24 protein-coding genes are annotated in these 24,045 nt (G+C 50.0%); 16 read left to right on the top strand and 8 right to left on the bottom strand.

Annotated features, from left to right (window positions below):
* Positions 1–58 precede the first annotated feature (58 nt).
* Both GM556_RS04075 and fghA read left to right on the top strand, forming a co-directional pair.
* Positions 59–1,180: an S-(hydroxymethyl)glutathione dehydrogenase/class III alcohol dehydrogenase gene (locus GM556_RS04075; RefSeq protein ID WP_155579355.1), complete on the top strand. Its 1,122-nt coding sequence runs from the start codon at positions 59–61 to the stop codon at positions 1,178–1,180.
* On the top strand, positions 1,177–2,028 hold the full coding sequence (gene fghA / locus GM556_RS04070; RefSeq protein WP_155579354.1) for an S-formylglutathione hydrolase: 852 nt from the start codon (positions 1,177–1,179) through the stop codon (positions 2,026–2,028). The genes GM556_RS04075 and fghA overlap by 4 nt, the downstream gene beginning before the upstream one ends.
* Before the next feature lie 56 nt (positions 2,029–2,084).
* Here the strand turns inward: fghA and hisI are convergent, their stop codons facing one another.
* Both hisI and GM556_RS04060 read right to left on the bottom strand, forming a co-directional pair.
* Positions 2,085–2,528 carry a phosphoribosyl-AMP cyclohydrolase gene (gene hisI, locus GM556_RS04065; RefSeq protein ID WP_155579353.1) on the bottom strand — a complete coding sequence of 148 codons (444 nt, stop codon included), beginning with the start codon at positions 2,526–2,528 and terminating at the stop codon, positions 2,085–2,087.
* Complete coding sequence (locus tag GM556_RS04060) at positions 2,509–3,363, bottom strand: folate-binding protein YgfZ (RefSeq protein ID WP_155579352.1); 855 nt, start codon at positions 3,361–3,363, stop codon at positions 2,509–2,511. The genes hisI and GM556_RS04060 overlap by 20 nt, the downstream gene beginning before the upstream one ends.
* 99 nt (positions 3,364–3,462) lie before the next feature.
* Here GM556_RS04060 and GM556_RS04055 point away from each other — a divergent pair, with 99 nt between their 5' ends.
* Genes GM556_RS04055 through GM556_RS04035 form a run of 5 tightly spaced genes read left to right on the top strand, consistent with a single transcriptional unit; the run spans position 3,463 to position 9,154 of the window.
* Positions 3,463–5,838 (top strand): adenylate/guanylate cyclase domain-containing protein, encoded by a 2,376-nt coding sequence (locus GM556_RS04055; protein ID WP_155579351.1) that lies wholly within the window; start codon positions 3,463–3,465, stop codon positions 5,836–5,838.
* On the top strand, positions 5,835–6,653 hold the full coding sequence (locus GM556_RS04050; RefSeq protein ID WP_155573221.1) for an ABC transporter permease: 819 nt from the start codon (positions 5,835–5,837) through the stop codon (positions 6,651–6,653). The genes GM556_RS04055 and GM556_RS04050 overlap by 4 nt, the downstream gene beginning before the upstream one ends.
* Complete coding sequence (locus tag GM556_RS04045; RefSeq protein WP_230873280.1) at positions 6,653–7,387, top strand: ABC transporter ATP-binding protein; 735 nt, start codon at positions 6,653–6,655, stop codon at positions 7,385–7,387. Before GM556_RS04050 ends, GM556_RS04045 begins: the two co-directional genes overlap by 1 nt.
* A 7-nt stretch (positions 7,388–7,394) precedes the next feature.
* A complete protein-coding gene (locus GM556_RS04040; RefSeq protein ID WP_230873279.1) occupies positions 7,395–8,366 on the top strand; it encodes an MlaD family protein in 972 nt (323 codons plus the stop codon).
* Complete coding sequence (locus tag GM556_RS04035; RefSeq protein WP_155579350.1) at positions 8,363–9,154, top strand: hypothetical protein; 792 nt, start codon at positions 8,363–8,365, stop codon at positions 9,152–9,154. The genes GM556_RS04040 and GM556_RS04035 overlap by 4 nt, the downstream gene beginning before the upstream one ends.
* 51 nt (positions 9,155–9,205) lie before the next feature.
* Here GM556_RS04035 and bioB read toward each other — a convergent pair whose 3' ends face one another.
* Positions 9,206–10,189, bottom strand: a complete 984-nt coding sequence (bioB, locus tag GM556_RS04030) for a biotin synthase BioB (protein ID WP_155573219.1) — start codon at positions 10,187–10,189, stop codon at positions 9,206–9,208.
* Between the two features lie 122 nt (positions 10,190–10,311).
* Here bioB and GM556_RS04025 point away from each other — a divergent pair, with 122 nt between their 5' ends.
* The 8 genes from GM556_RS04025 (at position 10,312) to mltG (ending at position 18,710) form a co-directional block, all read left to right on the top strand.
* Entirely contained in the window at positions 10,312–11,139 is an 828-nt protein-coding gene (locus GM556_RS04025; protein ID WP_155579349.1) for an acyl-ACP desaturase, read from the top strand.
* A 4-nt stretch (positions 11,140–11,143) separates the two neighbouring features.
* The gene (locus GM556_RS04020; protein WP_370513582.1) at positions 11,144–13,255 is read left to right on the top strand and encodes a M13 family metallopeptidase; all 2,112 of its coding nucleotides are present in this window, start codon (positions 11,144–11,146) and stop codon (positions 13,253–13,255) included.
* Between the two features lie 121 nt (positions 13,256–13,376).
* Complete coding sequence (locus GM556_RS04015) at positions 13,377–14,102, top strand: glycine betaine ABC transporter substrate-binding protein (protein WP_155579348.1); 726 nt, start codon at positions 13,377–13,379, stop codon at positions 14,100–14,102.
* Between the two features lie 27 nt (positions 14,103–14,129).
* Positions 14,130–15,074 (top strand): ACP S-malonyltransferase, encoded by a 945-nt coding sequence (gene fabD, locus GM556_RS04010; protein WP_155579347.1) that lies wholly within the window; start codon positions 14,130–14,132, stop codon positions 15,072–15,074.
* A 12-nt stretch (positions 15,075–15,086) separates the two neighbouring features.
* Positions 15,087–15,830 carry a 3-oxoacyl-[acyl-carrier-protein] reductase gene (gene fabG, locus GM556_RS04005; RefSeq protein WP_155579346.1) on the top strand — a complete coding sequence of 248 codons (744 nt, stop codon included), beginning with the start codon at positions 15,087–15,089 and terminating at the stop codon, positions 15,828–15,830.
* Positions 15,831–15,959: 129 nt separating this feature from the next.
* Positions 15,960–16,202 carry an acyl carrier protein gene (locus GM556_RS04000; protein WP_099027300.1) on the top strand — a complete coding sequence of 81 codons (243 nt, stop codon included), beginning with the start codon at positions 15,960–15,962 and terminating at the stop codon, positions 16,200–16,202.
* 121 nt (positions 16,203–16,323) lie between these two features.
* Positions 16,324–17,607, top strand: coding sequence for a beta-ketoacyl-ACP synthase II (gene fabF, locus GM556_RS03995; protein WP_155579345.1), 1,284 nt, complete (start codon positions 16,324–16,326; stop codon positions 17,605–17,607).
* Positions 17,608–17,663: 56 nt separating this feature from the next.
* Entirely contained in the window at positions 17,664–18,710 is a 1,047-nt protein-coding gene (gene mltG, locus GM556_RS03990; protein ID WP_155579344.1) for an endolytic transglycosylase MltG, read from the top strand.
* A gap of 58 nt (positions 18,711–18,768) precedes the next feature.
* On the opposite strand, the gene GM556_RS03985 is transcribed toward mltG, so the two are convergent.
* A complete protein-coding gene (locus GM556_RS03985; protein WP_266137405.1) occupies positions 18,769–19,458 on the bottom strand; it encodes a lipid-binding SYLF domain-containing protein in 690 nt (229 codons plus the stop codon).
* Positions 19,459–19,506: 48 nt separating this feature from the next.
* Positions 19,507–20,301 carry an inositol monophosphatase family protein gene (locus GM556_RS03980; RefSeq protein ID WP_155579343.1) on the bottom strand — a complete coding sequence of 265 codons (795 nt, stop codon included), beginning with the start codon at positions 20,299–20,301 and terminating at the stop codon, positions 19,507–19,509.
* 164 nt (positions 20,302–20,465) lie between these two features.
* On the opposite strand from GM556_RS03980, the gene GM556_RS03975 reads away from it, so the two are divergent.
* Positions 20,466–21,356 carry a hypothetical protein gene (locus GM556_RS03975; protein ID WP_155579342.1) on the top strand — a complete coding sequence of 297 codons (891 nt, stop codon included), beginning with the start codon at positions 20,466–20,468 and terminating at the stop codon, positions 21,354–21,356.
* Between the two features lie 29 nt (positions 21,357–21,385).
* On the opposite strand, the gene GM556_RS03970 is transcribed toward GM556_RS03975, so the two are convergent.
* From GM556_RS03970 to GM556_RS03960, 3 genes are read right to left on the bottom strand one after another with little or no spacing between them, the layout of a single operon-like run.
* The gene (locus GM556_RS03970) at positions 21,386–22,141 is read right to left on the bottom strand and encodes a nucleotidyltransferase family protein (protein ID WP_155579341.1); all 756 of its coding nucleotides are present in this window, start codon (positions 22,139–22,141) and stop codon (positions 21,386–21,388) included.
* Positions 22,138–22,944: a sterol desaturase family protein gene (locus GM556_RS03965; protein WP_155573209.1), complete on the bottom strand. Its 807-nt coding sequence runs from the start codon at positions 22,942–22,944 to the stop codon at positions 22,138–22,140. The genes GM556_RS03970 and GM556_RS03965 overlap by 4 nt, the downstream gene beginning before the upstream one ends.
* A complete protein-coding gene (locus GM556_RS03960; protein WP_155573208.1) occupies positions 22,941–24,041 on the bottom strand; it encodes an LptF/LptG family permease in 1,101 nt (366 codons plus the stop codon). Before GM556_RS03960 ends, GM556_RS03965 begins: the two co-directional genes overlap by 4 nt.
* Positions 24,042–24,045 lie beyond the last annotated feature (4 nt).

Here is a 24,045-nt window from a genome sequence, read left to right as displayed (position 1 = left end):
CGCTCATTCTGTGGCACAATCCAGATAACAGAAACTGTGGAAACAAGGTAATTACGCAATGGATGTTCGCGCTGCAATCGCTTTAGAGGCAGGACAACCGCTGGTTGTCGATACTATTCAGCTTGAAGGCCCTCGCGAAGGGGAAGTTTTGGTAGAGCTGATGGCTACCGGGCTATGCCATACGGATAAATATACACTCTCCGGTAAAGACCCGGAGGGGCTGTTCCCCTCTATCTTGGGGCATGAGGGTGCAGGGATTGTGCGTGAGGTAGGCGCAGGTGTGAAGCATCTGAGACCCGGCGATCACGTCATTCCTCTTTACACGCCGGAATGTCGGGAATGTCCGTCTTGCCTCTCTCGTAAGACGAATCTGTGCACGTCTATCCGCAGCACACAGGGCAAGGGCCTTATGCCTGATGGGACGACACGTTTTTCCTATAAAGGGAAGCCTGTTCATCATTATATGGGCTGCTCTACCTTTGCTAATTTCACGGTCATGCCGGAGATTGCTTTGGCAAAGATTCGTTCTGACGCACCGTTTGATAAAGTTTGCTATATTGGCTGCGGTGTGACCACGGGTATCGGCGCGGTATTATTTACGGCGAAGGTTGAAGCAGGCTCCACCGTGGCTGTGTTTGGCCTTGGCGGTATTGGGCTGAATGTCATCCAAGGGGCTAAAATGGTCGGGGCAAACCGCATCATCGGTATTGATGTGAACCCAGAGCGTGAGGCCATTGCCCGTAAGTTTGGGATGACAGATTTTGTGAATCCTAAAGAGCTTGGTGAGAAGGGTGACCTTGTTGCGCACTTAATTGAGCTGACCAATGGTGGGGCGGATTATACGTTCGAATGTGTGGGTAATGTTAGCCTCATGCGTCAGGCCCTAGAGAGTGCCCATCGCGGTTGGGGTGTTTCCTGCGTGATTGGTGTTGCCGGTGCGGGGGAAGAAATTAGCACGCGTCCCTTCCAGCTTGTGACAGGTCGGCGTTGGATTGGTTCCGCCTTTGGGGGGGCGCGTGGCCGGACGGATGTGCCCAAAATTGTTGATTGGTACATGGAAGGACGCATCAATATTGATGACCTCATCACCCATGAGATGAAGCTAGAGGACATCAATAAAGGTTTTGACATGATGGGGCGCGGCGAAGGGATTCGTAATGTCGTGAATTACAGATTATGACGGCAAATCCTTTCACACTTCTTGAGAGCCATGCATGTTGTGGGGGGGAAGTACGCTTCCTCTCCCATCAATCCCGTGAGCTAGGCTTGCCAGCGCGGGTTAATCTTTTCCTCCCAGAAAGTGCCGTGGCGGGTGCGGCTGTCCCGGCTGTGTATTGTCTGGCTGGGCTGACATGCGACCAAGATACGTTTTTGATTAAAAGCAATGCCATCCGCTATGCGGCAGCGCATGGCTTGGCCCTTATTGCGCCTGATACTTCTCCACGTGGCGCAGATGTCGCGGGGGAAGATGAGGCTTACGACCTAGGGACAGCGGCTGGTTATTATCTGGACGCCACTGCGGACCCTTGGGCAGCTCATTATCGTATGGGCTCCTATATCCGCAAAGAGCTTCCTGCTTTGATGGAAGCCCATTTCCCCCTTAAAGCGGGATGCCGTGGCATTATGGGCCATTCTATGGGCGGGATGGGAGCGTTAGCCATTGCGTTGGGGGATGCCTCTGCTTGGCAAACGGTCTCCGCTTTTGCGCCTATTTCTGCCCCTGCGCGTGTCGAATGGGGCCAGAAAGTCACAAAGGCTTATTTTGGGGGCTATGAGGCTGAATGGGGGCAATATGACCCTTGTTTACTTTTAGCCGCAGGGAAGACTCATCCCGGGCCTTTGCTGGTTGATCAGGGTACAGATGATGAGTTCCTCGACCGCTTACGCCCTGATTTGTTGGAGGAAGCGGCCGCGAAGGCAGGCCAAGCTCTCATGCTACGCCGCCATAAAGGCTATGACCATTCCTATTGGTTTGTGCAAAGCTTTGTGAAAGATCACCTCGCTCATCACGCTAAAGGCTTGCTGTAAGGTCCTTATTATAAAAAATCCCCTTCCTGTTGTATAAGAGGAAGGGGATTTTCCTTTTATGATGATGTTTTTGCCCCATACAGGGCATCTGGTGTGATGTCTGGCTCGGTAAGTTCTATGAGGCCGGTAGGGGTAAGGGCGTTATAAAAACAGCTACGCCGCCCTGTATGGCAGGCCACACCTTTTTGCTTTATGGTCAGCAAGAGACAATCCAAATCACAATCTAGCGCAGCGGCAAGAAGATGCTGCACTTGGCCAGAGCTTTCCCCTTTACGCCAGAGTGTTTTGCGGCTGCGTGAATAATAACATACCCGGCCCGTTGTGAGCGTTTCTGCTAAAGCCTCTCGATTCATCCAGGCGAGCATAAGGACGTTTCTGCTCTCATCTTGAGCAATGGCACTGATAAGCCCTTGCTCATTAAAGCGGACTTTTCCCAAAAGCTCTGTCAAAATAGGCGTGGCTATAGGGGCCCATTCCACTTTATTGTCCAGCTGTGTCATGTTTCATCTCCTCACGAGGTAGCCAATCTGGCCAATTAAGTGTGATGGGGCATGGTCCGAGCATAAGGTTAGTCGCCTCCCAAGCACGGCGATGGAGCAGAGCAAGACCGTGAGATCCGTTATAGGAGCGGAGTTCGCCTACCTCTTGCCCATCAAGCGTGATAGCTGCATCAGCAGGGAAGGGTGTTCCATCTCGTGATGAAATCGGCAAAATCCGCTTTTTGATAAGCCCACGATAATGGGTACGAGCGGTGACTTCTTGGCCGAGGTAACAGCCTTTCTCCCACGAGACACCATGCAAATAATCCATATTCGCTTCTAATACGAGCGTTTGGCCGGGTATGATGTCCGCATCATCAGGGACACCAATTGTCAGGCGATGTTCCAAAGAGGCTAATGTCGTGTCGTGATGAGGTGTCGTGATGATAGAGGGGGGACATATGGCCCGCCATCCAAGGCTAGGGTGCCGCGGGTCTGTCACGGTGATGAGGGTGTGTTCTGGGGGGGCATCTTCTGGCGTACCTGTTAGGATGCCATACTCTGTTAGGTCTATCTGCACATCAGCCCGGAGGCGAAACCGCTTGAGTGTTTTAATGATGCTTTCAGCCTGCGCGGCAGTAATGTCGAGATAGAGAGCGTCTTCTGTCTTCCAGAGAAAGAAGAGCGATTCTATACGGCCTTGTGCATTAAGGAGGGCCGCCCAGCAACTTTGTTGTGGTGACAGAGTGAGGACATCATTAGTGATAAGCCTTTGGAGAAAGCTTGCGCGTTCATTTCCTGTTAATGAAATGACAGAACGGTGAGAAAGATGGTTGCGCTTCATCAGTGTCCGCATGATAGTGAAATCTTAGGTGTGGGGAGTTTCGCCCCATTTAGGGGTGAGATACAAGAGATCATCTTCGCGTTCTGGACGATTAGAGGGGATTTTTAAGCTTTGCTGACAGATGAAATCGTTGACCCCGCTATTGATACCACAGGGCGGCGGTGGCAGCTCTTCCAATTTATTGGGCCGATTTTGGGCGTTATTTTGGTCATTGTGACCATCGCGATGGTGACGCTCTACACATATCGCACCATGCGGGAAGGGGCGATTACCCTATCGCGCAACTTGCTGCGTAGCCAACAACGCTACATTACCGAGGAGGTCAGCCATTATCTCTCCCCCGCTACGGGGATCTCCTTTATGGCTAGCAATATGCTGACAGGTGACGACCAGAAACAAAATGTCGCAACCTTCATGACCCTTGGTCGTTCCGTCCTGCGTGATATGCCGCATGTCGATAGCTTTTATCTCGCGGATGACCAAGGTCATTTTTGGATGACGAGCCGGCGTGATGATGATTATGAAGAAACAACCATGCAAATGGAGGACGGTGCTCCCTATTATCGTCATAAAGTCACGGATAAAGATGGTCGCTTTATCTCGACAGATCGTTTTTCGGCTGAAGGATACGACCCTCGCTTACGGCTTTGGTATAAAAAGGCTGTAGAGCGTGAAAGTAGAACGCCTGATCGCCGTTTATTCTGGACGGCACCATATTTGCATCTTTCAACACGTCAATTTATTGTAACAGCGTCTTTGGCTTTCCAAGCATTGGATGGACATAAGATTGTTTTTGCAATTAATATTTCCCTTAATCAGCTTACTAAGTTTGTAAACAGCCTTAAAGTCGGTAAAAGTGGGCAGGCCGTTATTGTCGATTTAGATGGTCATGTCATCGCGGGCCATAATATGGCTGACATTGGCAAGCCCGGCTTTGATGCTGCTAATGTGAGGCTAGACCCTAAAACACAACCTGTTTTTGTACGTGCGTTAGATGTCTTCCGCGTTATGGGGGATGGTTCTGGTCTGGTTCATACGCGTGGGTTAAATTATGTAACAATTGCCGCAGCTATGCCTTTAGCAAAACGCTCTTGGGTGCTTTTACTTAATGCTCCTGAGAATGATTTTGCTAATTTTACACAAGTTGTGAAGCATCAAACACTTTACTTCTCCATTATCATCGTTGGTTTGGCTTTAGTTTTGGCCGCGGGGCTTATTTATCAAGGGCGTCGTGTTGAAAACTTACAGAAGAAGTTAGGGTCTTTTGCAACGGAGAGAAAAGAAGATAATATCATCCTCCTCAAAATTATTAACACCACGGGCTTGTTAGACCCCAGTAAAGAGCAGCCTTATTTATGTGAGGCTTTAGCCGACAGGTCTGTGGCGCGGCGTGTTAGTATTTGGCGGCTTTTATCTGATGGTAATCGCCTTCTTTGTGAAGATATGTTCGACCGGGAACGCAACGCCCATCGTCTCGGTATGGAGCTAACAAAGACGGGTCATCCCGGCTTGTTTGAGTGCTTAGAGGACGGACATCTCATCGATGTGCCAAATGCAGAAGATGATCCTCGTCTTCAGAGTGTGCAACGTGTTGTGATGCGTATGATTGATACGCACCATCTTGTTTTGCTTCCTATCTTAGAGGAACATCACCTCGTTGGGGCTATTATGGTGGAGGACCCAAACCAGATTACGGAATCCGAGCGAGTGATGACGTTAGTAGCCTCTATTTTGGCGGTGCGTTTTGGTCAGGCTCAAGAGGAAGATAAACACACGCAAGAAGCGTCTCCCCTGCCGCCTTCTGTGGCACAGCAAGCATCAGCACCGCAATCTAGGCCGCCAATGCGGATTATCGAAGGCTTCCTCCTGCGTTCTGGGGAGGAGGAACATCATCCAAATGATCTCCCAGAATCAGGGTTATATCCAAGTGTACCTATTATGGTCTTGGAGTTCTCCGAGGCGTATTCCGCCAATCATGATGCGGCGCGTGTGATGTTGGATTTGGTCAGTGAGTTGACCGATAAGATCCAAGCTATTGCGCGTGAACATAAGTTGTTCTCAGTACAAGTGGCGGGGAATCGATTTATTTTTCTAGGGAGTTGTTCTCAAACTACGGATTCCGAGGGGGCAGCTAATATAGCTGATGCAGCGATTGGTATTCGCGAAGCATGCTTGATGACGATTTCACAAACTAATACGCGGCTTATGTTCCGTATCGGGATTGATGTTGGCGCAGTCCTTGTAGCGCGGTTAGGGCAGAAACGTGACGTCTTCAACCTCTGGGGGGAAGGGCTAACCATGGCCGGGGCTTTGGCCCATAACGTGCCAGATGGCGGGCAGATTCAAGTGTCGGACCGTGCCTATCAAGTGCTGCAAGGGGTCTTCCTATTCCGCTTGAGAGGGGAGTTCTTCTTACCGGGGAGTGGCATTGCCAATAGCTATATCCTCGCCGGTAAGGGGGATATAGGAGCGACAGATAAAACATGAACTTTTCTGAACGCTTTTCCATCTTACATATTGGCCTTGCTTTTTTAGGGCGTTTTTCTCGTTCCCTCCCACGCTTTTTCCTCATTGTAATTGGGGGAGGATGGGGGGTGCTTTATACGGTTCTCCGCCCTAGCGCGTGGCGGCGAACTGTAATGATTGAGTTCCGCCGAAGCTTGCGCCAGTTAATAGGCGGTGGATTTTTTAGCGTTGTTGTTGTGGCGTGTTTGACCGGGTTTGGCTTGGTTTCCCAAGCTGTTTATTGGCTAGGTTTTGCCGGTATGTCTCAGATGACAGGCGGCCTTTTGTCCAGTATCTTGCTGCGGGAAATAGCTCCCATTTTAGTGGGGGTCATTCTGCTAGGTCGCTCTGGCATGTTGATGCTGACGGAAATGGGTAATTTAACAAAAGGAGGGCGGCTTAATACCCTCAGCGGTATGGGGATGGACCCGTTCCTTATCTTTGTTGTACCGCGCACAATCGCCATGACTGTTGGGGGGGTGACATTAGGGACTTTGTTTGGAGCAATGGCCCTGGCCACTGGCTATGTGGCATGCTGGGCGAAGGGAATTGTCACCGTATCTATTTGGTCTTTCCTTTTTGAAGTCGTAAATAGCATGCAGTTGGTGGATTATATTGGTATCCCTTTAAAGTTTTTACTTAGTGGTTCCACTGTTGGGCTATGTTGTTGCCTGTCAGGTATTGATGTGACTGCAGAGGATAATTTGGCGACATTAATGCCACGCGGCTTCTCACGGGGGATTATGTCCATTTTGGTGATTAATGTCCTCATTGACGTTATTTTGGGGAGTCTTTGATGGATAATACCCTTACCGGAATGGGGCGAGATTATGACTTCATCTTAAAATTAGATGAAGCTGTCCCTTCATCAGATTCAACAGGCCTTCCACCGGTAAAATATAATCTCTTTGTCGAGCCGGGCGAATGTGTCTTTGTAGAGTGTCGTGATGAGTTCCGTTCAGCCCAATTTGCAGATTTCTGTGCTGGCATTTTGCCTGTTAAAGAGGACCCTGCAACGGGGAAAAGGCGCGGTGCTGTCAGCTGTATGGGGTTAGATTGGGCGGAGCTGGATGAGCGGCGAGCCAATGCCTTGCGCGGTCGTATAGGGCGCATCACAGTTGAGAGTGGCTGGATTGACCTTTATGAAATGCACCTCAATATCTTATGGCCGAGCTTGCATCATAGCCGTGCCCCTTATGATAGATTAGTGGGGGAGGCTGTTAAATTATGTCAATCATTTGGTTTGCCGGGTTTGCCAACACAGCTCCCCGAGAAGCTTTCTGCTCTTGATAGAAAAAGGGCAGAATATGTGCGGGCTTTTATGAATAACCCCTCCTTGCTTTTATTGGAAAATCCCGTCAGTCTTACCGCACCGGTTGAGCTTTATAATGCGTTTTTTACCGAGTTGACAGCTGCAAGAGAGCGAGGCTGTGCCGTCATATGGGTGGGGGCGGAGCGTTCTGCATGGTCTGGCTATCTTCAGCAGGGTATGCAACGCTTTCGTCTTGGTGATAATGGACTCTTAAAGTGAGAGATAAATGATGCGTTCCCTGCGTTTGCGCCGCCAGACAGGTTTATCAGCTCCGTTATTCCGAAGCACTTTTGTGGATGAGTGGGTAGGGCTGCTGGTTTTAATTGCGATTGTTATTTTAACAGCAACCTTGGTAGAGGCTGGTTTGCTTAAACAATGGCTAACCCCTGCTGGGCGGATTCATTTTGTCTTGCCTGAAGGTGGCGTTGCAGGTCTGGCCGTTAATAATGATATTGAAGTCATGGGGGTTCGTGTTGGGGAAATACGCAAGCTAGACCTCAATGAGTCTGGCCGGATGTATGCTGAAGGGACGATTGAGCCGCATTTTGAGCGTTATATTCGTAGTGATAGCATTGCCACTATTAAGAGACGCCTTGTTGTAACCGGTGCTGGATATATTGAGATTACACGCGGGCAGGGCCAGCCGTTAAATTGGGGGTACGCGGTCCTTAACACCAATATTGATCCTAACCCAGCGGATATGATCATCCAAACCTTAACGGATTTACGGGCAAGTCTTCTCCCTGCGATGAGCAATGTTCAGGATATTACGAAGCAAGCGCGCGATATTATGACAGACCTACATGCAGGGAAGGGTACAGCCGGTGCTCTCCTTACAAGGGAGGAAACAGCGAATCATATTAATGCCATTCTTATTAGCCTAAACCAAGCAATCGAGAATGTGCAGCCGTTAGAGCGTAAACTTCAGATCACATTAGATGAAGCTAATGGGACGATGAAGAATGTGAACAATATGACAAACGGCTTAAAAACCTCCGTTCCCGATGTTAATCGGACAGTGCGTAATGTGGCAGAGGCTACAGAGCAACTCCCCGCCGTTTTGGCTGAGGCAGAAGCTACCGCAGAGAGTTTGCGACAGTTGAGTGAGCAGCTGCGTGGCTTGTGGTTCCTTGGGGGGCACGGGAGCAGTAAAAAACATCATACACGCCGGCTTCCCGCGCGGGAGGTGAAGCCATGAAGGTGGGGGTTCTTGCATGTTCCCTTATATGCATAGCGGGGATGCTCTCAGGCTGCTTTGGTGGAGGAAACCCAAAGGGCTGGCATGACCCGCGTTATGAAAGTTTGATGGATGTCGGTAATAGTGTATTCGACCTAGAGCATCTAAAGCCTGCACGACAGCAATATAGGGCCGCGCTGGACCGTGCTTTTATGGCTAATAATGCACAGGCTATTCATGATGCAGGCTTTAACCTTGCGTTGAGCGAACTGCGTTTGAAGTTGTTTCAAGATTGCCTTGCAACGCTGCAACATATCACGCAAGCTCTTACTGTGCGAGGATGGACAGACGCGCAGCAAGCAGATTTACATCTCATTCGTGCCAGTGTGTTTTATGAGCAAAAACAATGGCAGGCCTCTTTCGCAGAGGCGGAACGCGCTAAACAAAGCCTAGAGGGTGCTACCCAAGCGGAAGCCTATGCTCTTGCAGGATTAGATGCGGCTGAATTACGTGATCCCTCACATATGGATGACGCTATCGCCTTCCTTTCTAAAAGCCATGATGGGCGTGACCAAGCCAACATGAAAGAGCTGCTCATTCATCGTGAATTGATGGACCAACAATGGCAGCGCGCTGCGGATGATGCCCATAATCTTGCCCAAATCCGGGAGGAGGCATTGCATTACGAGTCGATGCGGCGCGCTCTTAGGATGCAGGCCCAAGCTTTGCGCGCGATGGGGCAGGATGACGCCGCGCGTGACCTCCTTCAGCAAGCAGTGGATAGTCAGAAAACACACTCCACCCCGTAAATGCGTTAGAAAACAGGCTCCCGCGTAAGAATGGGAGCCTGTTTGAAACTATTAGGCATGAACCATAGGCGTCATGCCTAGCATGGCCAAGAGTTCGGTATCACGGTTTTGGGCGGGGTTGGGTGTCGTGAGCAGTTTCTCACCCCAGAAGATAGAGTTGGCCCCCGCGAGGAAACAGAGTGCATGTGTGGATTCGGACATGGACTCACGCCCTGCGGCAAGGCGAACATGGCTTGCAGGCATCATAATGCGTGCTGTTGCAATGACGCGAGCAAAAGTAATCGGGTCCACTGTGGTCTCATCCGCTAAAGGGGTGCCTTCCACACGGACTAGGAGATTAATCGGCACACTTTCAGGGTGAGTGGGAAGATTCGCTAAGGTGGTGAGCAAACCGGCACGGTCTTGGCTATCTTCGCCCATGCCGATAATCCCGCCACAACAGATTTTAATCCCCGCATCACGCACATTCGCCAGCGTATCCAAACGCTCTTGGTAGGTGCGTGTGGTGATAATCTTACCGTAAAAATCCTCGGACGTATCAAGGTTATGGTTGTAATAATCCAACCCGGCATCCTTTAACCGTGCAGACTGGCTAGGGGTGAGCATCCCAATGGTTAGGCATGTCTCAAGGCCCAAAGCTTTTACCTCCTCTACCATGCGGCAAACGGCATCAAGGTCGCGGTCTTTAGGTGCGCGCCAGGCGGCTCCCATACAAAACCGGCCTGCCCCAGCCTCTTTAGAGCGTTTGGCATCAGCGATAACGCGCTCTAACGGCATGAGTTTTTCTGCCTCCATGCGCTTCTCGTGATGGGCACTTTGTGGGCAGTAGGCGCAATCCTCTGGGCAGCCCCCACTCTTGATGGAGAGTAGAGTCGATATCTGCACTTTGGTAGGGTCAAAAAACTGACGATGTGCCTGTTGCGCTTGGAAGATTAACTCGGGGAAGGGCAGGGCTAATAGGGCTTCTGCCTCCTCTCGTGTCCAATCATGCCGAAGGCGAGGGGCGTGCGGCACAGGGCAGGGTTGTTCAGTCATTAAGCTTTTCTCTCCTAGTTAGCTGTCTACACCTATCCAAAACGAGCGCGCTATGCCATCTGAAAAGTGTGCTAAATGTATGAAGGTTACGGCATCATCACGGCTATAAGGAGTGTGGTTGTATGAAACATTGGCAGATCGACCAAATGGATTGGGATGCTTTTGATGCCACAAAAGTGAACCCAGACGTTCTGGCCTTGGTAAAGGCTGCCTCCGTTGTGGAGCGTAACGCACGGGATTACACAATTTACCTCCGCAATGTCTTTCATGATGATTCAGGTTTTCGTGATGCTGCAGAGAATTGGGCTGAAGAAGAAGTCCAACATGGCGATGCATTAGGTAAATGGGCCATGCTGGCAGATCCTAGTTGGGATTATGTTGAGGCTTTTAACCACTACCGTGAAGCTTATAAAATCGATACGGACGTTTCATCCTCCATCCGTGGCTCACGCACGGGCGAGTTGATTGCGCGTTGTATGGTGGAGACGGGGACATCCTCCTTTTACACCGCGTTAGCCGATGCGACAGATGAACCCGTTTTAAAGGCCGTCTGCAAACAAATAGCTGCCGACGAATACCGGCATTTCAAGCTCTTTTATGACAATATGCACCGTTATTTAGACCGTGAAAAATTAGGCCGTTGGTTCCGGTTGCGGATTGCCCTTAGCCGCGTGATGGAAAGTGAAGATGATGAATTAGCCACTGCTTATTACATTACGAATACACACGGTGAAGCACATTATAATCATAAAGACTTCATCGCGGCTTATATGGCGCGTGCTTTGTCTTTTTATCAGCAGAAGCATCTGGACCGTGTAACAGCGATGATTCTCAAAACCTCTGGTCTGACACCACATTCCAAGATGCAGGCATGGTTAGCAAAGCTGTTCCATAAAATTATTGCATGGAAGCAGAAATCCTACGCGCGCTATTTAGCACAACAGGCTTGAGGGTATGATGAAAGTTAACGCTCTATCATTGCGTAAATTATTAAAGCAGGGCAGCATCCTCATGATGATGGGAGCTGGATTTATGGGTGGGGTTGTAACGCCTAGCCTTGCTCAAGAGCCTGCATCGTCTATTCAGCCTTACCAAAATAGCTGGGGGTTTGACCAAGAGGGCATGGACCCAACCACCCCACCGGGGCGAGATTTCTTCACCTACGCTAATGGGCGTTACATCACGCAGCTGCATATCCCCGATGATATGAGTAGCTATGGGCCGTTTCATATTCTATTTGAGTTATCCCAAGCGCGGCAGCGGAGCTTATTGGAGTCTTTATCGCCTTCAGGGAAGAATGATGAGCAAAATAAGCTTGCTATCTTTTACCATAGCTATTTGGACCAAGCCGCTGTGGATGCACAAGGGATAACCCCTTTGCATGATGAGTTAGCACAAATCCAAGCTGCAAAAGATGCGCCTTCCTTTGCTCATCTCTTTGGAGCAGCGGCAGGCTCCTTATCGTTTAGTCCTTTTGCATTGGATATTGAGCAAGACCAAGCAGACCCAACCCGGTATATGTTAATGCTGGACCAAGGGATGAGTATTGGCATTAGCGGTGGCTTGGGCTTGCCTGACATTAGCTATTATACAAATCCTAAATTAGCCCCGCAAAAGCAAGCATATCAGGCTTATATCTTGCAAATGCTCAAGCTTATTCAATGGCCGGAGCCAGAGCATAACGCCGCTGCTATTATAGAGTTAGAGACAGCCCTCGCGAAGGTTGAGACACCACGGGATCAAACGCGTGACCCGTTAAAAATGTTCAACCCGATGAAGGTGAAAGATCTCATCACTCTCGCACCCTCTATAGATTGGATGACCTACTTACGCTCTATGGGGTTGCCGGAGCGTGGTTTAGCAGAGCGTGTGATTGATGTGCGGGAGCCTCACTCAATTGCGGCGATGGCGCAGATTATTGCAGGGACAGAGAGCACAACATTGCGGGCATGGCTGGCATTTCATCTCGCCGATAATGCTGCCCCCTATCTGTCCCATGATATCTCCGATGCGTCCTTTGCTTTTAATGGTCGTACGCTAAGCGGTATTACGCAACAGCCAGTCCGTTGGAAGCGGGCTGTGCGTGTCACAAACACGGCAATGGGTTGGGCTTTAGGACGGCTTTATGTGCAGCATTATTTCCCTCCAGAAGCCAAAGAGCGCATCACCAACCTTGTTAATGAGCTAAAAACCGCCTTCCGCTGGCGGCTAGAGCATAATGACTGGATGGACAGCCCCACGCGTAAAGCTGCGTTGGTGAAGTTGGATCATTTCGCTATGCAGGTTGGCTACCCGCGGAAATGGTGGGATTATTCCGCTTTGGAGGTCCGAGCGGGGGATGTGTATGGCAATGCTTCACGCGCAACGGCGTTTAATTGGCAGCATCGCCTTCATCAGCTTGACCGCCCCGTGGACCGGGACGAATGGGATATGACGCCACAAACCGTCAATGCCTATAATGACCCGGTAAAGAACGAAATTGTCTTCCCCGCAGCCATTCTTCAACCGCCCTTTTTTGACCCTAAAGGCGATATGGCGGTGAATTATGGTGGGATTGGCGGCGTTATTGGCCATGAGATGAGCCATGGTTTTGATGACCAAGGCCGCCATTATGATGAGCATGGCCGTTTGCATGATTGGTGGAGCCAAGCATCTTCACGGGCTTTTGAGGCACGAGCAAAACGGCTCGGGGCGCAATATGACGCCCAAGAGGTTCTACCGGGGCTGCATGTAAATGGCACGATGACCATGGGGGAGAATATTGCAGACCTTGGCGGGCTGAATCTTGCCCTCCAAGCCTATCATAATAGCCTTCACGGTAAGGATGACCAACCATTGCATGGCTGGACAGGGGACCAGCGTGTGTTCCTAGGCTGGGCGCAGGTATGGCGCGAGAAGGACCGCCCCGATGCGCTGCGGCGTCAGGTCTTATCGAACGAGCATGCACCAGCGCGTAGCCGGGTGAATATGCCCGCTCATAATATCGACCTCTGGTATAAAGCTTTTGCAGTTCATGCGGGAGATGCGCTTTACCTACCACCGCAAGAGCGCGTTAAAATCTGGTAGCTCCTAGGAGCAAATCTTTTATAGAGGCCTTTAGCGGGTGGGAAAACAGAGCTAAGGGCTTCACAAAGGGGTAGGCTATAGCTATCCCAAGGCATCTTTTATAAACGTAAGGCAGTTTTCTATGTCATATCTCACTATTGGTCATCTCTATACGGCGTTACATGCTGCCTGTGCTAGTGGCGTGGCCCGTGTTATCGAGGCGAATGGTGAGGATGTCGCCTATGCGGATTTAAGCGCAGATGAACGCTTAGCTGCGTTGGATGAGGGGCGTGTTGATATTCTTGTCTCAGCATGGTTCCCGCAGGATGAGGCTTTGTTAGCTCATGGTCATGAGATTCTCGGCAGTTTATATCATCCAGAACTCAAGCTTTCTGCTCTTAAAAAAGCAGGGAAAGGGGCGAATTGGACAGTAGGGGAGTTTACCTCCTTGCTGACCACCGCAGCAGCGCAGCCTTATCTTGAAAAAGTTATGGAAACCCGGCCGGAGCTTAAAGAATTGCGCCTAGAGGTTCTAGCCCCGGAGGCTGTTTTAGAGCGTGTAAAGCAGGCAGAAGAAGCGGGGGAATGCCCATTGATTGCTCTATGGCAGCCTCACGCTATCTTCCATACCGATATGTTGGTCGAGCTACCGGGGGGAGACCTCTTAGCGGGGCAGGAGCAAACTGCACGGCTGGTTTTGCGTAAAGGACTGCGCGATGAGGTGGATGAGGATATGTTGGATGAATTATCCATCATGATGCTCAGTAATAAGGTAATGAGTGCTTTGGATTATGCAGTGAGCGTTGATGGTATGGGGCCGGAGGAGGCCGCTGAATCATGGCAGCGTGGCCGGCTGATTCCTCGGTAATAATCTAGTAGTTTGGAGAGAGTGAATATGACAGGTCAGGCATTTGTTTTCCCCGGTCAGGGGAGTCAATCTGTCGGGATGGGGGCGGAGCTTCATAAGGCCTTTCCCGTTGCCCGCGCTGTTTTTGAGGAAGTGGACGAGGCTCTTAGCTTCAATCTGTCTCGGTTGATGTTCGAGGGGGATGCTGCAGAGCTTACAGCAACAGAAAATACCCAACCCGCGTTATTTGCCGTCTCTATGGCCGTTGTGCGTGTTTTGGAACATGAGGGTGGGTTTGTCCTTAAAGAGAAAGCTGCAGTGCTAGCAGGCCATTCTTTAGGGGAATATGCTGCTTTAACCGCCGCTGGTGTTATGGGGATTAGCGAGGGCGCACGTCTTTTACGGTTGCGTGGGGAAGCTATGCAACGCGCAGTCCCTGTTGGGCAAGGCGGTATGGCTGCTCTCCTAGGTGTAGAGCCAGATGTAGCACAAAATATTTGTGCCGAATGTGCCAAAGGGGACGTGTTAGAAATTGCTAATGACAATGGCGGTGGTCAGATTGTTCTTTCTGGCCATATAGCGGCAATAGAGCGCGCTATGGAGGCAGCAAAAGCGCAGGGTATCCGCCGCGTTGTCAAATTGCCGGTATCCGCTCCCTTCCATTCTTCCCTGATGGCTCCAGCCGCGCAGGAGATGAAGGAAGCGTTGGCAGAGGCAGAACTTCATCCAGCAGAGATTCCGGTCATCGCTAATGTGACTGCTGCGATCGTCTCCCAACCGGATGAGATTCGGTCTTTATTAGTGCAACAAGTAACTGGACGTGTACGGTGGCGGGAGACGGTTCTCGCTATGGCTGATAAAGCTATTACAAACCAGCATGAGCTAGGGGCTGGTAAGGTGCTGACAGGGCTTGCACGCCGCATCGTACCGGATTTATCAGCCGACCATGCCGGGACCCCGGCAGAAATTGAAGCGATGTTGAAGACGTTTTAAGAGGAATAAGTGATGTTTTCTTTATCAGGTAAAATGGCATTGATTACGGGGGCATCTGGCGGGATTGGTGCCGCCATTGCACGCCAGCTACATGAGCGCGGTGCTATTGTAGTCCTTAGTGGCACGCGTGAGGGGGCCTTGCAGGAGGTCGCTGCGACTCTAGGGCAAGGGCGTGTTCATATCGTGACAGCCAACCTCTCTGATGCCACAGCCGCAGATGAGCTTGTCAGCCGTGCAGAGGAGGCAGCGGGGCAGCCCTTGGATATTCTCGTCAATAATGCCGGTCTGACGCGGGATACTTTGGCAGTACGGATGAAAGATGAAGATTGGGCGCAGGTGCTCAAGGTGGATTTGGAGAGTCCATTTCGCCTCGCCCGTGCAGCCTTAAAGGGCATGCAACGGCGGCGGAGCGGGCGGATTATTTCTATTTCCTCCATCGTAGGGACAACCGGCAATCCCGGTCAGGCCAATTACGCAGCGGCTAAGGCTGGCCTTGTCGGGATGAGCAAATCTCTTGCCCAAGAGGCTGGGCGTCGTGGGGTAACGATTAATGTTGTAGCCCCGGGCTTTGTCGAGACCGCTATGACAGATGCTTTGCCAGACTCCATGCGTGAGAAGCTCTTGGGTAATATTCCACTTGGGCGTATGGGCAAGCCAGAAGATGTAGCTGCCGCTGTTGTTTATCTCGCTTCTGATGAGGCTGGATGGGTGACGGGTACGACACTTCATGTTAATGGTGGGATGGCCATGGTTTGAAAAGTTTGGCGTTTGCTAAAAAACGTGCTAAGCGCGCCCTGCTTTGCCTGACAAGGTTCAGAGTATGGCTTCTAATCGGGCAGGTTTTTGCTTAAACAAACCCACTAGGGTAGTAAGGATTTAAGACAGATGAGCAACGAAATCGCTGACAAGGTGAAGAAGATTGTTGTCGAGCATTTGGGTGTTGAGGAAGATAAGGTAAAGCCAGATGCTTCCTTCATCGATGATCTCGGTGCTGACAGCTTGGATACAGTTGAGCTTGTGATGGCTTTTGAGGAAGCATTTTCCGTTGAGATTCCTGAGGATGCCGCCGAGAAGATCGCAACAGTGAATGATGCGATTGAGTATATCAGCAAGCAGAAAGCTGCCTGATCTAGCTAGGTGACGGAAAATGATGGACGGGCGTGCAAAAGCGCGCCCCGCCATCATAAGAGCGAAGCGGAATAGTTCCGTTTCGCTTTATGCATATTAGGAATTATGAGGTAAGGCGGCGATGAGCGGTTCTGGAACGAGCAGAAAACGTGTGGTCGTTACGGGAATAGGCGTAGTAAGCCCGTTGGCTGTTGGTGCAGAACTGACGTGGAAACGCCTTATCGAGTCACAATCTGGTATTGGGCGCATCACGCAGTTTGATGCTTCCGGTTTGCCGGCACAAATTGCCGGGGAAGTGCCAGAAGGACCAACGGCAGAGGGTGGTTTGACCCTCTCTGATTGGGTTCCTGTTAAAGAGCAAAAGAAGATGGATCGTTTTATCCATCTTGGTTTGGCAGCGGGAATTCAAGCCGTAGAGGATTCTGGATGGAAGCCAGAGTCTGAGGAAGACCGTTGCGCAACAGGTGTCATGATTGGCTCCGGCATTGGCGGATTGAAGACGATCTATGACAATTCTGTTCTGGTCTCCTCTGGGAAGGCACGCCGCCTGTCGCCTTTCTTCATCCCATCTTCCTTAATCAATTTGACGGCGGGACACCTGTCCATCCGTTATGGCTTTAAAGGTCCGAATCATGCCGTTGTAACGGCTTGTGCCTCTGGGACCCATGCGATTGGCGATGCCTCACGGTTGATTCAGCATGGCGATGCTGATGTGATGATTGCTGGTGGTGCTGAGGCTGCTATCTGCGAGTTGGGGATTGCCGGTTTCTGCTCTGCGCGTGCGCTTTCTACCAACTTTAATGATAGCCCAACGACAGCGTCTCGCCCGTGGGATGAAGCGCGTGATGGCTTCATTATGGGTGAGGGGGCCGGTGTTGTCGTATTGGAAGAATACGAACATGCCAAACGCCGCGGTGCCAAGATTTACGGTGAGATTGCAGGATATGGCCTCTCTGGCGATGCTTATCACATCACTGCTCCCGCCGAGAATCATGAAGGTGCCTTCCGGGCTATGCAAGCAGCCTTAAAAGATGCGCGCGTAACGCCTTCCGAGATTGGCTATGTTAATGCTCATGGTACATCCACCATGGCTGACGATTTAGAGCTTGGTGCTGTAGAGCGTCTCTTTGGCGATGCTGCGGCTGGGGCGAGTATGTCCTCCACCAAGTCTGCTATCGGGCATTTGCTCGGTGCGGCTGGGGCTGTAGAAGCTATTTTCTGTTTGCAAGCTATGCGTGATGGTGTTCTGCCGCCAACGCTTAATCTTGATAAGCCATCGCGCGAGAGTGTGATGGATCGTATTCCTCATACAGCTAAGGAGAAGCATGTCGATATCGCTCTCTCCAACAGCTTTGGCTTTGGCGGAACGAATGCAAGTCTTGTATTGAAACGCTTTAAAGCTTGATTTGCCGGGGGAGGGATGGCTTGGTAATACTCGTTACATGGTAAGGAGAGTATAACATGCCAGAATCCCCCGTCCCCGAGGCGCAAGATAAACAAATAAAAACGTCAAAATACTTTCGCCTCATTACAAAAGGGCGTGTGTTGGCCCTTTTACTTGCCGGAGCGGGTGGAACTGTCTTTGCAGGATACGGCCATTACACAGACCCCGGCCCGTTACAAGCAGAGCGCGTGGTTATCATTCCTCATGGGGGAACGGATCGCGTTGTGCATGTGTTGCAAGAGAACGGTGTGCTAGCGCGTGGGAGTGTATCTTCTCTTTTCTTTAAACTGGCCTTGTTCCTTACAAAATCGCAAGGGCCGCTCCATGCAGCAGAGCTCAAGTTTCCCGATCGCGTCTCCATCGCTCATAGTTTAGCTATTTTGCGGCATGGGCAGCCTGTTTCTCATAGCCTTACAATCGCTGAAGGGCTAACAGCACGGCGTATTCAGGCTCTACTGATGCAGGCTCCCGCCTTACAGGGCACAATAGGGGAGATTCAAGAAGGCCGCGTTGCACCGCAAACTTTCTTTTATGTATGGGGGATGGAGCGTCAAACCCTACTAACCCATATGGAAACCTTAATGAATACTCTCCTCAAAGAGGTTTGGGCGGGGCGAGACCAAGAGGCGTTAGTAGGTATCATCACCACACCAGAGCAATTATTGATCCTTGCCTCTATAGTTGAACGTGAGACCTCCCTACCAGAGGAACGACCACAAATAGCGCGTGTCTTTCTAAATCGTTTAAAACAGGGGATGAAGTTACAGACAGACCCAACCGTCATTTATGCTGTTAGCAATGGGGAAGGGCTGCTAACACGCCCTTTGACAAAAGACGACCTGCAATTTGATAGCCCTTATAATAGTTACCAACATGAGGGCCTACCACCGGGGCCTATATGTTCACCGGGGAAAAGTGCTTTAGAGGCCGTAGCCCATCCAGCTGAAGGAGATGCGCTTTATTTTGTGGCTACGGGTCATGGTGGGCATCATTTTTCACATACATTAGCTGAGCACATAGAGCATGTTCGGACATATCGCCGAACTAAAGCAGACGTTCAGTAATTATAAAAAAGGCCATTCCTAATAAGGAATGGCCTCCTTGCTATAAAAGTATAAGCTCTTAGCGAGACACAGCCTTCATAACGCTACGGCGTAGTGGGTCGGCGGCTTTGTTATTAACACGCATATTGATAACAATATCCTCAGCCCCAACAACTTGGCCGTAATAATCACGGTTTGCAGCATTGTTAGCTTTGAGCTTGCTGCTCCCTAAAGAAACCCCAGCGAAGACGCCGTTAGTCTTTTGCAGAGCATAAACTTCACGATGGTCATTGCTTGCGCTGGTTCCATGAGACCCAAAGGCAGCATCAGCACTTGCATCAAAAGTGTATTCACGGTCCATCATGGAGAGAACAGCATTCTTGGATGTGATGATGAGGAAGAGCTGGCTATGCTGATAACCGGCCTGCAACCCAAAGGAGCCTGCACTAAGGGTATAGAAAGCCGGGTCAGACCAAGAGTTATTAGCACCACGTCCAACAAGAACACATGCCCCGCCTGTACCACCGAAAACGAGAGACATCTTGGTCACATCTGGGCAAATGACCATAGCTTTCGCTTCACGCAGAATCTGTGCAGTATGAGGGTTAGTTTTTGAATTGATAAAGGCGGAATGCACAGCAAAAGCGGCTTTATCAACAAGAGCTTGCTGCTTCCGCGGTGTGGAAATATTAGCGGCACACGCATTGACAGCAAGTAAGCTTGCCGCAATGGCAACGGAACGTGAGACAAACGCAAAAGGCTTAAACACGAATCTCTCCTAACAAGGGAAATAAAGGCGAACTTCAGTAATATAAACTTAATCTAGTGAGACGCCTAGAGTTTTGGAAAGCGAGGGTGCTATGAGCGGGGCGCAAGCGAGGATAGGCGTACGTTGTGTTAGGCCCCCATTCTTTAGGAAGGGAGATACACAAGCTCCCGCCTCTTGTAGCAAGACAAGTGCGGCGGCAACGTCCCATAAGAATATGACATATTCATGATAACCATCCGAGCGACCGCAAGCGACATCCGCAAGGGCTAATGCGCCAGAGCCAAGAGAGCGTGGCATGCTTCCTTCGGTGAGGAGTGCGCCCATTTTTTGGGGATACCATCCCTCTGGGACATAAGGGGACCAGCCGATTTCCACCATAGCCTCCCTTAATTTATCTGTTTTGGAGGCTTGGATAGGGGTCCCGTTAAGAAAGGCACCTTGGCCTATGCGAGCGGTAAAGCTTTCCCGTAAAGTTGGGGCTTCAATAATCCCTGCAACGGGTGTGTCATGGTGCATAAGACCTATAGAAATACACCAACGATTACGCCCTCGTGCATAATTGGAGGTGCCATCAATAGGGTCAATAACCCAACGAAACGCCCCCGACTGCGTGGCTCCATATTCCTCTCCTAAAAAAGCATCATCAGGAAAGAGGGCAGATAATTCCTTTACAAGGAAAGTCTCAACAGCTCTATCAGCCTCAGTGACATAATCTTGATGGCCTTTTAGCTCGGCTGTAGGTTTTCCCGGCGCAGGTTGCATATTTTTGGCAAGCTGTGCAGCATCTTTGATGATTTTTTGTGCCGCATGAAAGCGTTCATTAATAGCGGAGGTATTTGGCATGATAGAGTCTCGTTATGAATAAGCAGAATGAGGTATAATAATCACAATAAGCTTACAAAGGATATGGTACAATTTTAGGTCTGTTATGCATGCTGCCCTTTCGTCTGAGGAAAGGGCGATGTATGATACAGCATCGCATAAATAAATCCGTAGGATGCAAGGTTATGAAACTGTTTAAAATGGATTACTGGCGGTCAGCAATCTTGCACGCCCCTTTTGAGCAGATTATCCGGCAAAATGGTCTCGATGATATTGAGATGACCTTTCTGCCATCTTGTGGGAATAATGGTTTTTTGGCGGATCCTTTCGGGCTTTGGCGGGATGGTAAGCTATATGTCTTCGCGGAATATTATGACTATCACCAAAGTAAAGGTGTCATAGATGTCCTTATTTATGATGAGACCTTTACTTTATTAGAACATCGCACCGTTTTAAAAGAAGATTGGCACCTCTCTTACCCTTATGTATTCCAGCATGAAGGGGTTACTTATATGCTGCCAGAGGGTTATAAATCTGACCGTTTGACTTTATATAAAGCACGTTCTTTCCCTTATGAATGGGAGAAAGTTTCAAGTTTTGTATTTCCTATTGGGGCGATTGATGCAACGCCACTTTATCATGCTGGGCGGTGGTGGTTATTCTGGACGCCGCCAGAGCCAAAGACATGCCGACAGAGTACGTTACATATTGCGTTAGCTGAAGAATTAACCGGGCCTTGGTGTGATTTAGGCCGGTTCCTTATTGATAAAAGTGGTGCGCGCCCGGGAGGGACCCCATTTGTGGAGGGGGGCGACGTGTTTCTCCCTGTGCAAGATTGTAGCGTAACTTATGGAGGTGGCTTACGTTTTCTCCATTTATCAGGCTTTGAAAAAGGACGTCCCGTGCTGTGCGGGGGAGAGGCTGTTCCGTTACATACGCCTATCTTGAAGGATTATCCTGATGGTATGCACACGCTCTCTGCTGCGGGCAAAGTCACTTTGGTTGATTTTAAGAAGATTCGACACGGTCTGCGCCCGGCCTTTTTCAAACTCAAAAAAGAACTGTTGAAAAGATGAGAGGAAGCTCGTGAGGGGATGTATTCCCCTCACCACGTCTCTAAAAGTTGTGCAACAAGATGGGCATCAGATGGCTTATCTACATCCACAGCAGCGCGACCATCAGAGAGGGGGATAAGACGGACAGACGCCCCGGTGAGAGTATGGATTCGCTCCTCCAACCGCCGAGAGGTGAGTGTCTTAGTTAAGACGCGCAGAATAGTGGAGAGTCCAAGGGTAAGAGCCATACGCCATGGCCGCTTACGATAACGCTGAAGTTGACGCCAGAGGGCGATAACCTCAAGTGAGGTCTCATTACCTAGCCAAAATAAATTACAACCTGAAAAGCTTATATCAGAGAGATGAATATACGTTCTTTCTGTTTGCGGGACATCCCGTTGGATGGTCTCCCTAAGAGCAATCCCGGCTGTAAGGTCCACTTGCGCTGCACAACTTTTTTCTAGGAACTCCTCGACCCATTGAGGTTGTAAAAGGGCGTGATCAGCCGTGGTAACGAGGCAAGGCGTCCCTATCATGCGCACAGCATTGAGAACGCTCTCGCTAGGTGAAGGGGACGCCTTTATAAGAGCAACGCGATCCCCCAAATGCGCTAAATATTCGGGGTGCTCTATACTTACCCAAATACGCCCGATGCCCGATGTTTGCTCTAAAGAGTGGACAACACGGTCAATCATCGGGGTTTCTCCAATAGGGAGGAGGGCCTTATGCGTAACCTTGCCCATCTGCGCTAGCGGGTCACGCTCTCCATCGCGTGAACCCGCCAGAATTAAAACAGGAACTGTCATGCGCTTTTGGCGAGTTCTTCTTTTTTAGGAGCGCGTGCTGGGTCGGGCCGGTCACGCGGCGGAGCCCCCGTACGGCGCATCACCCAAGGATAACGCTCAGCTTCTTCCACCGTATATCCCAAGTTAAAGACATAAGGGCTACGAGGGCGATCCTTCGCTGCGCGGTAGAATGTCCCCATAATCCGGTCTGGCAGATAGTTTGTAATGCCGTAATTGCCGTCTTCATCATGGAAATGGTGTAGAACATGAAGCTGCTTAATATACACCACCCACTGCCAGCGAGGCTTATAGGCCAAATGCTGAATGCAGTGAAAGAACTCATAAATGCAGGTCATCACCAGTGCGGTGGCAAGAGCAGAAAAAGCACCACCCCATCCGCCAATAAGTGCACCAATAGGCATGGTAATTGCCATCATGGTTGGCACAGTATTTAGAGGGGAGCCGAACAACACCTCCAAAAGATGCGGGTCTTGGTGATGGTCAAAATGAATACGCTTCCACATCGCGGCGGTGATTGGATTGCGATAAAACCAACGCCCATGAAGGATATAACGATGAATAATATACCATGCCGTAGGATAAACAGCGATGATAACAGGAACGGGGATCAATACCCCCCACCAGCTATGGCGTAGATACACGCTGAGTACAGCTGTCCCTATAATAAGGGCGAAATAAAGTAGAATCGTGGGGTAGGTGAGATAGGCTGCCCATAATTGAGACAGGTTCATCTTCCCTAGATCATAGCTTCGGCCCTTATGCATAAGAGTCGTGCCCTGAAAAAAGTTTTTAAATGTACTCATTTTTCCTCCATTCGCAATATCCAAGCCAAGCTGAACAGGGCCGCCACAACCTGACCAGAACATGTAGCGAGTAATATAGGCAAGGAACCCGCATTCCCCAAGGCCGAAATCATACCTTGGAGGATAACAATCCCTAACCCAGCTGCCATAACATATACAGGCAAGGGGGTTCGTAACCCTGCCCGCGGCGGGATATATGTAATAGGCAGCGTAACGAGAAGCATCACGGCCATCTGCAACGGTAGGAATAAGATAGCATATAAGGTCATCAAATAATTTGATCTAGGTAAATTTGAGGGTGCTTTTTTGGAAAAAATTTGCCGAAATTGGTGTGGCGTATAATAGACACCCGGCAAAGTCATATTGATGATATCCATCGGGGTGGCAGATAGGAGAGGGACAATAAACTCCGAGGTAATTCTAGCTTTTGTACTATCTTGGTAGAGGTCGGTACGATCGAAAGTGCCATGCGCCACCCATTGATTATGTTCGTAATTTAGCTGCTCATAATGTTGAGTGGAGGTTAGGGCACCGTTACTGGGGTTGCGATGATAGAGCGTAACCTGTGAAAGCGTATTACCGCCATGGCTAATCATTTCCACCCGTACAATATCTGACCCATCACGAAACCAAAGGCTGTGGAGGTCATTTGTAGCGTTAGCCTGTGTCGCCCCTTCATTCCACCAACGGTTAAGTTCTTGCTCAAAAGGAGGGACGACCCATAACTTTAGCGCGATGCAGATGACGCTCAAGATTAACGGGCCGGGCAAAAGATAACGGAACATATTTAGGGTAGAAAGGCCCGCTGCACGCAGCACAGCAATCTCACTAGAGAGTGCCATTTGCAGCAATGTGAACAACCCCCCAATCATGACCGAAAGAGGCATAATCTCGACAAGCAGGGTAGGCAAATGCAGCCCGACATATTTTAGGATACCGTGGAACCCAAGATGACGGTCCAAAATCGTGGAAGCATCATCAAGAAGGGCCAATATCTCTAAGAGTGCCGTCAACACACAGCAGCAAATGAGGATTTTAGTGATAAGAGGGCGCAAAAAGACTTTTAACAACGTAGCGTGGAGTAGGGGAAATCTCATAATA

This window comes from Bombella sp. ESL0378 (assembly GCF_009725845.1).
Taxonomy (GTDB): Bacteria; Pseudomonadota; Alphaproteobacteria; order Acetobacterales; family Acetobacteraceae; genus Bombella; species Bombella pollinis.
Note: the sequence above shows the minus strand (reverse complement) of the source record. Positions and strands in the feature narration are given on the sequence as shown.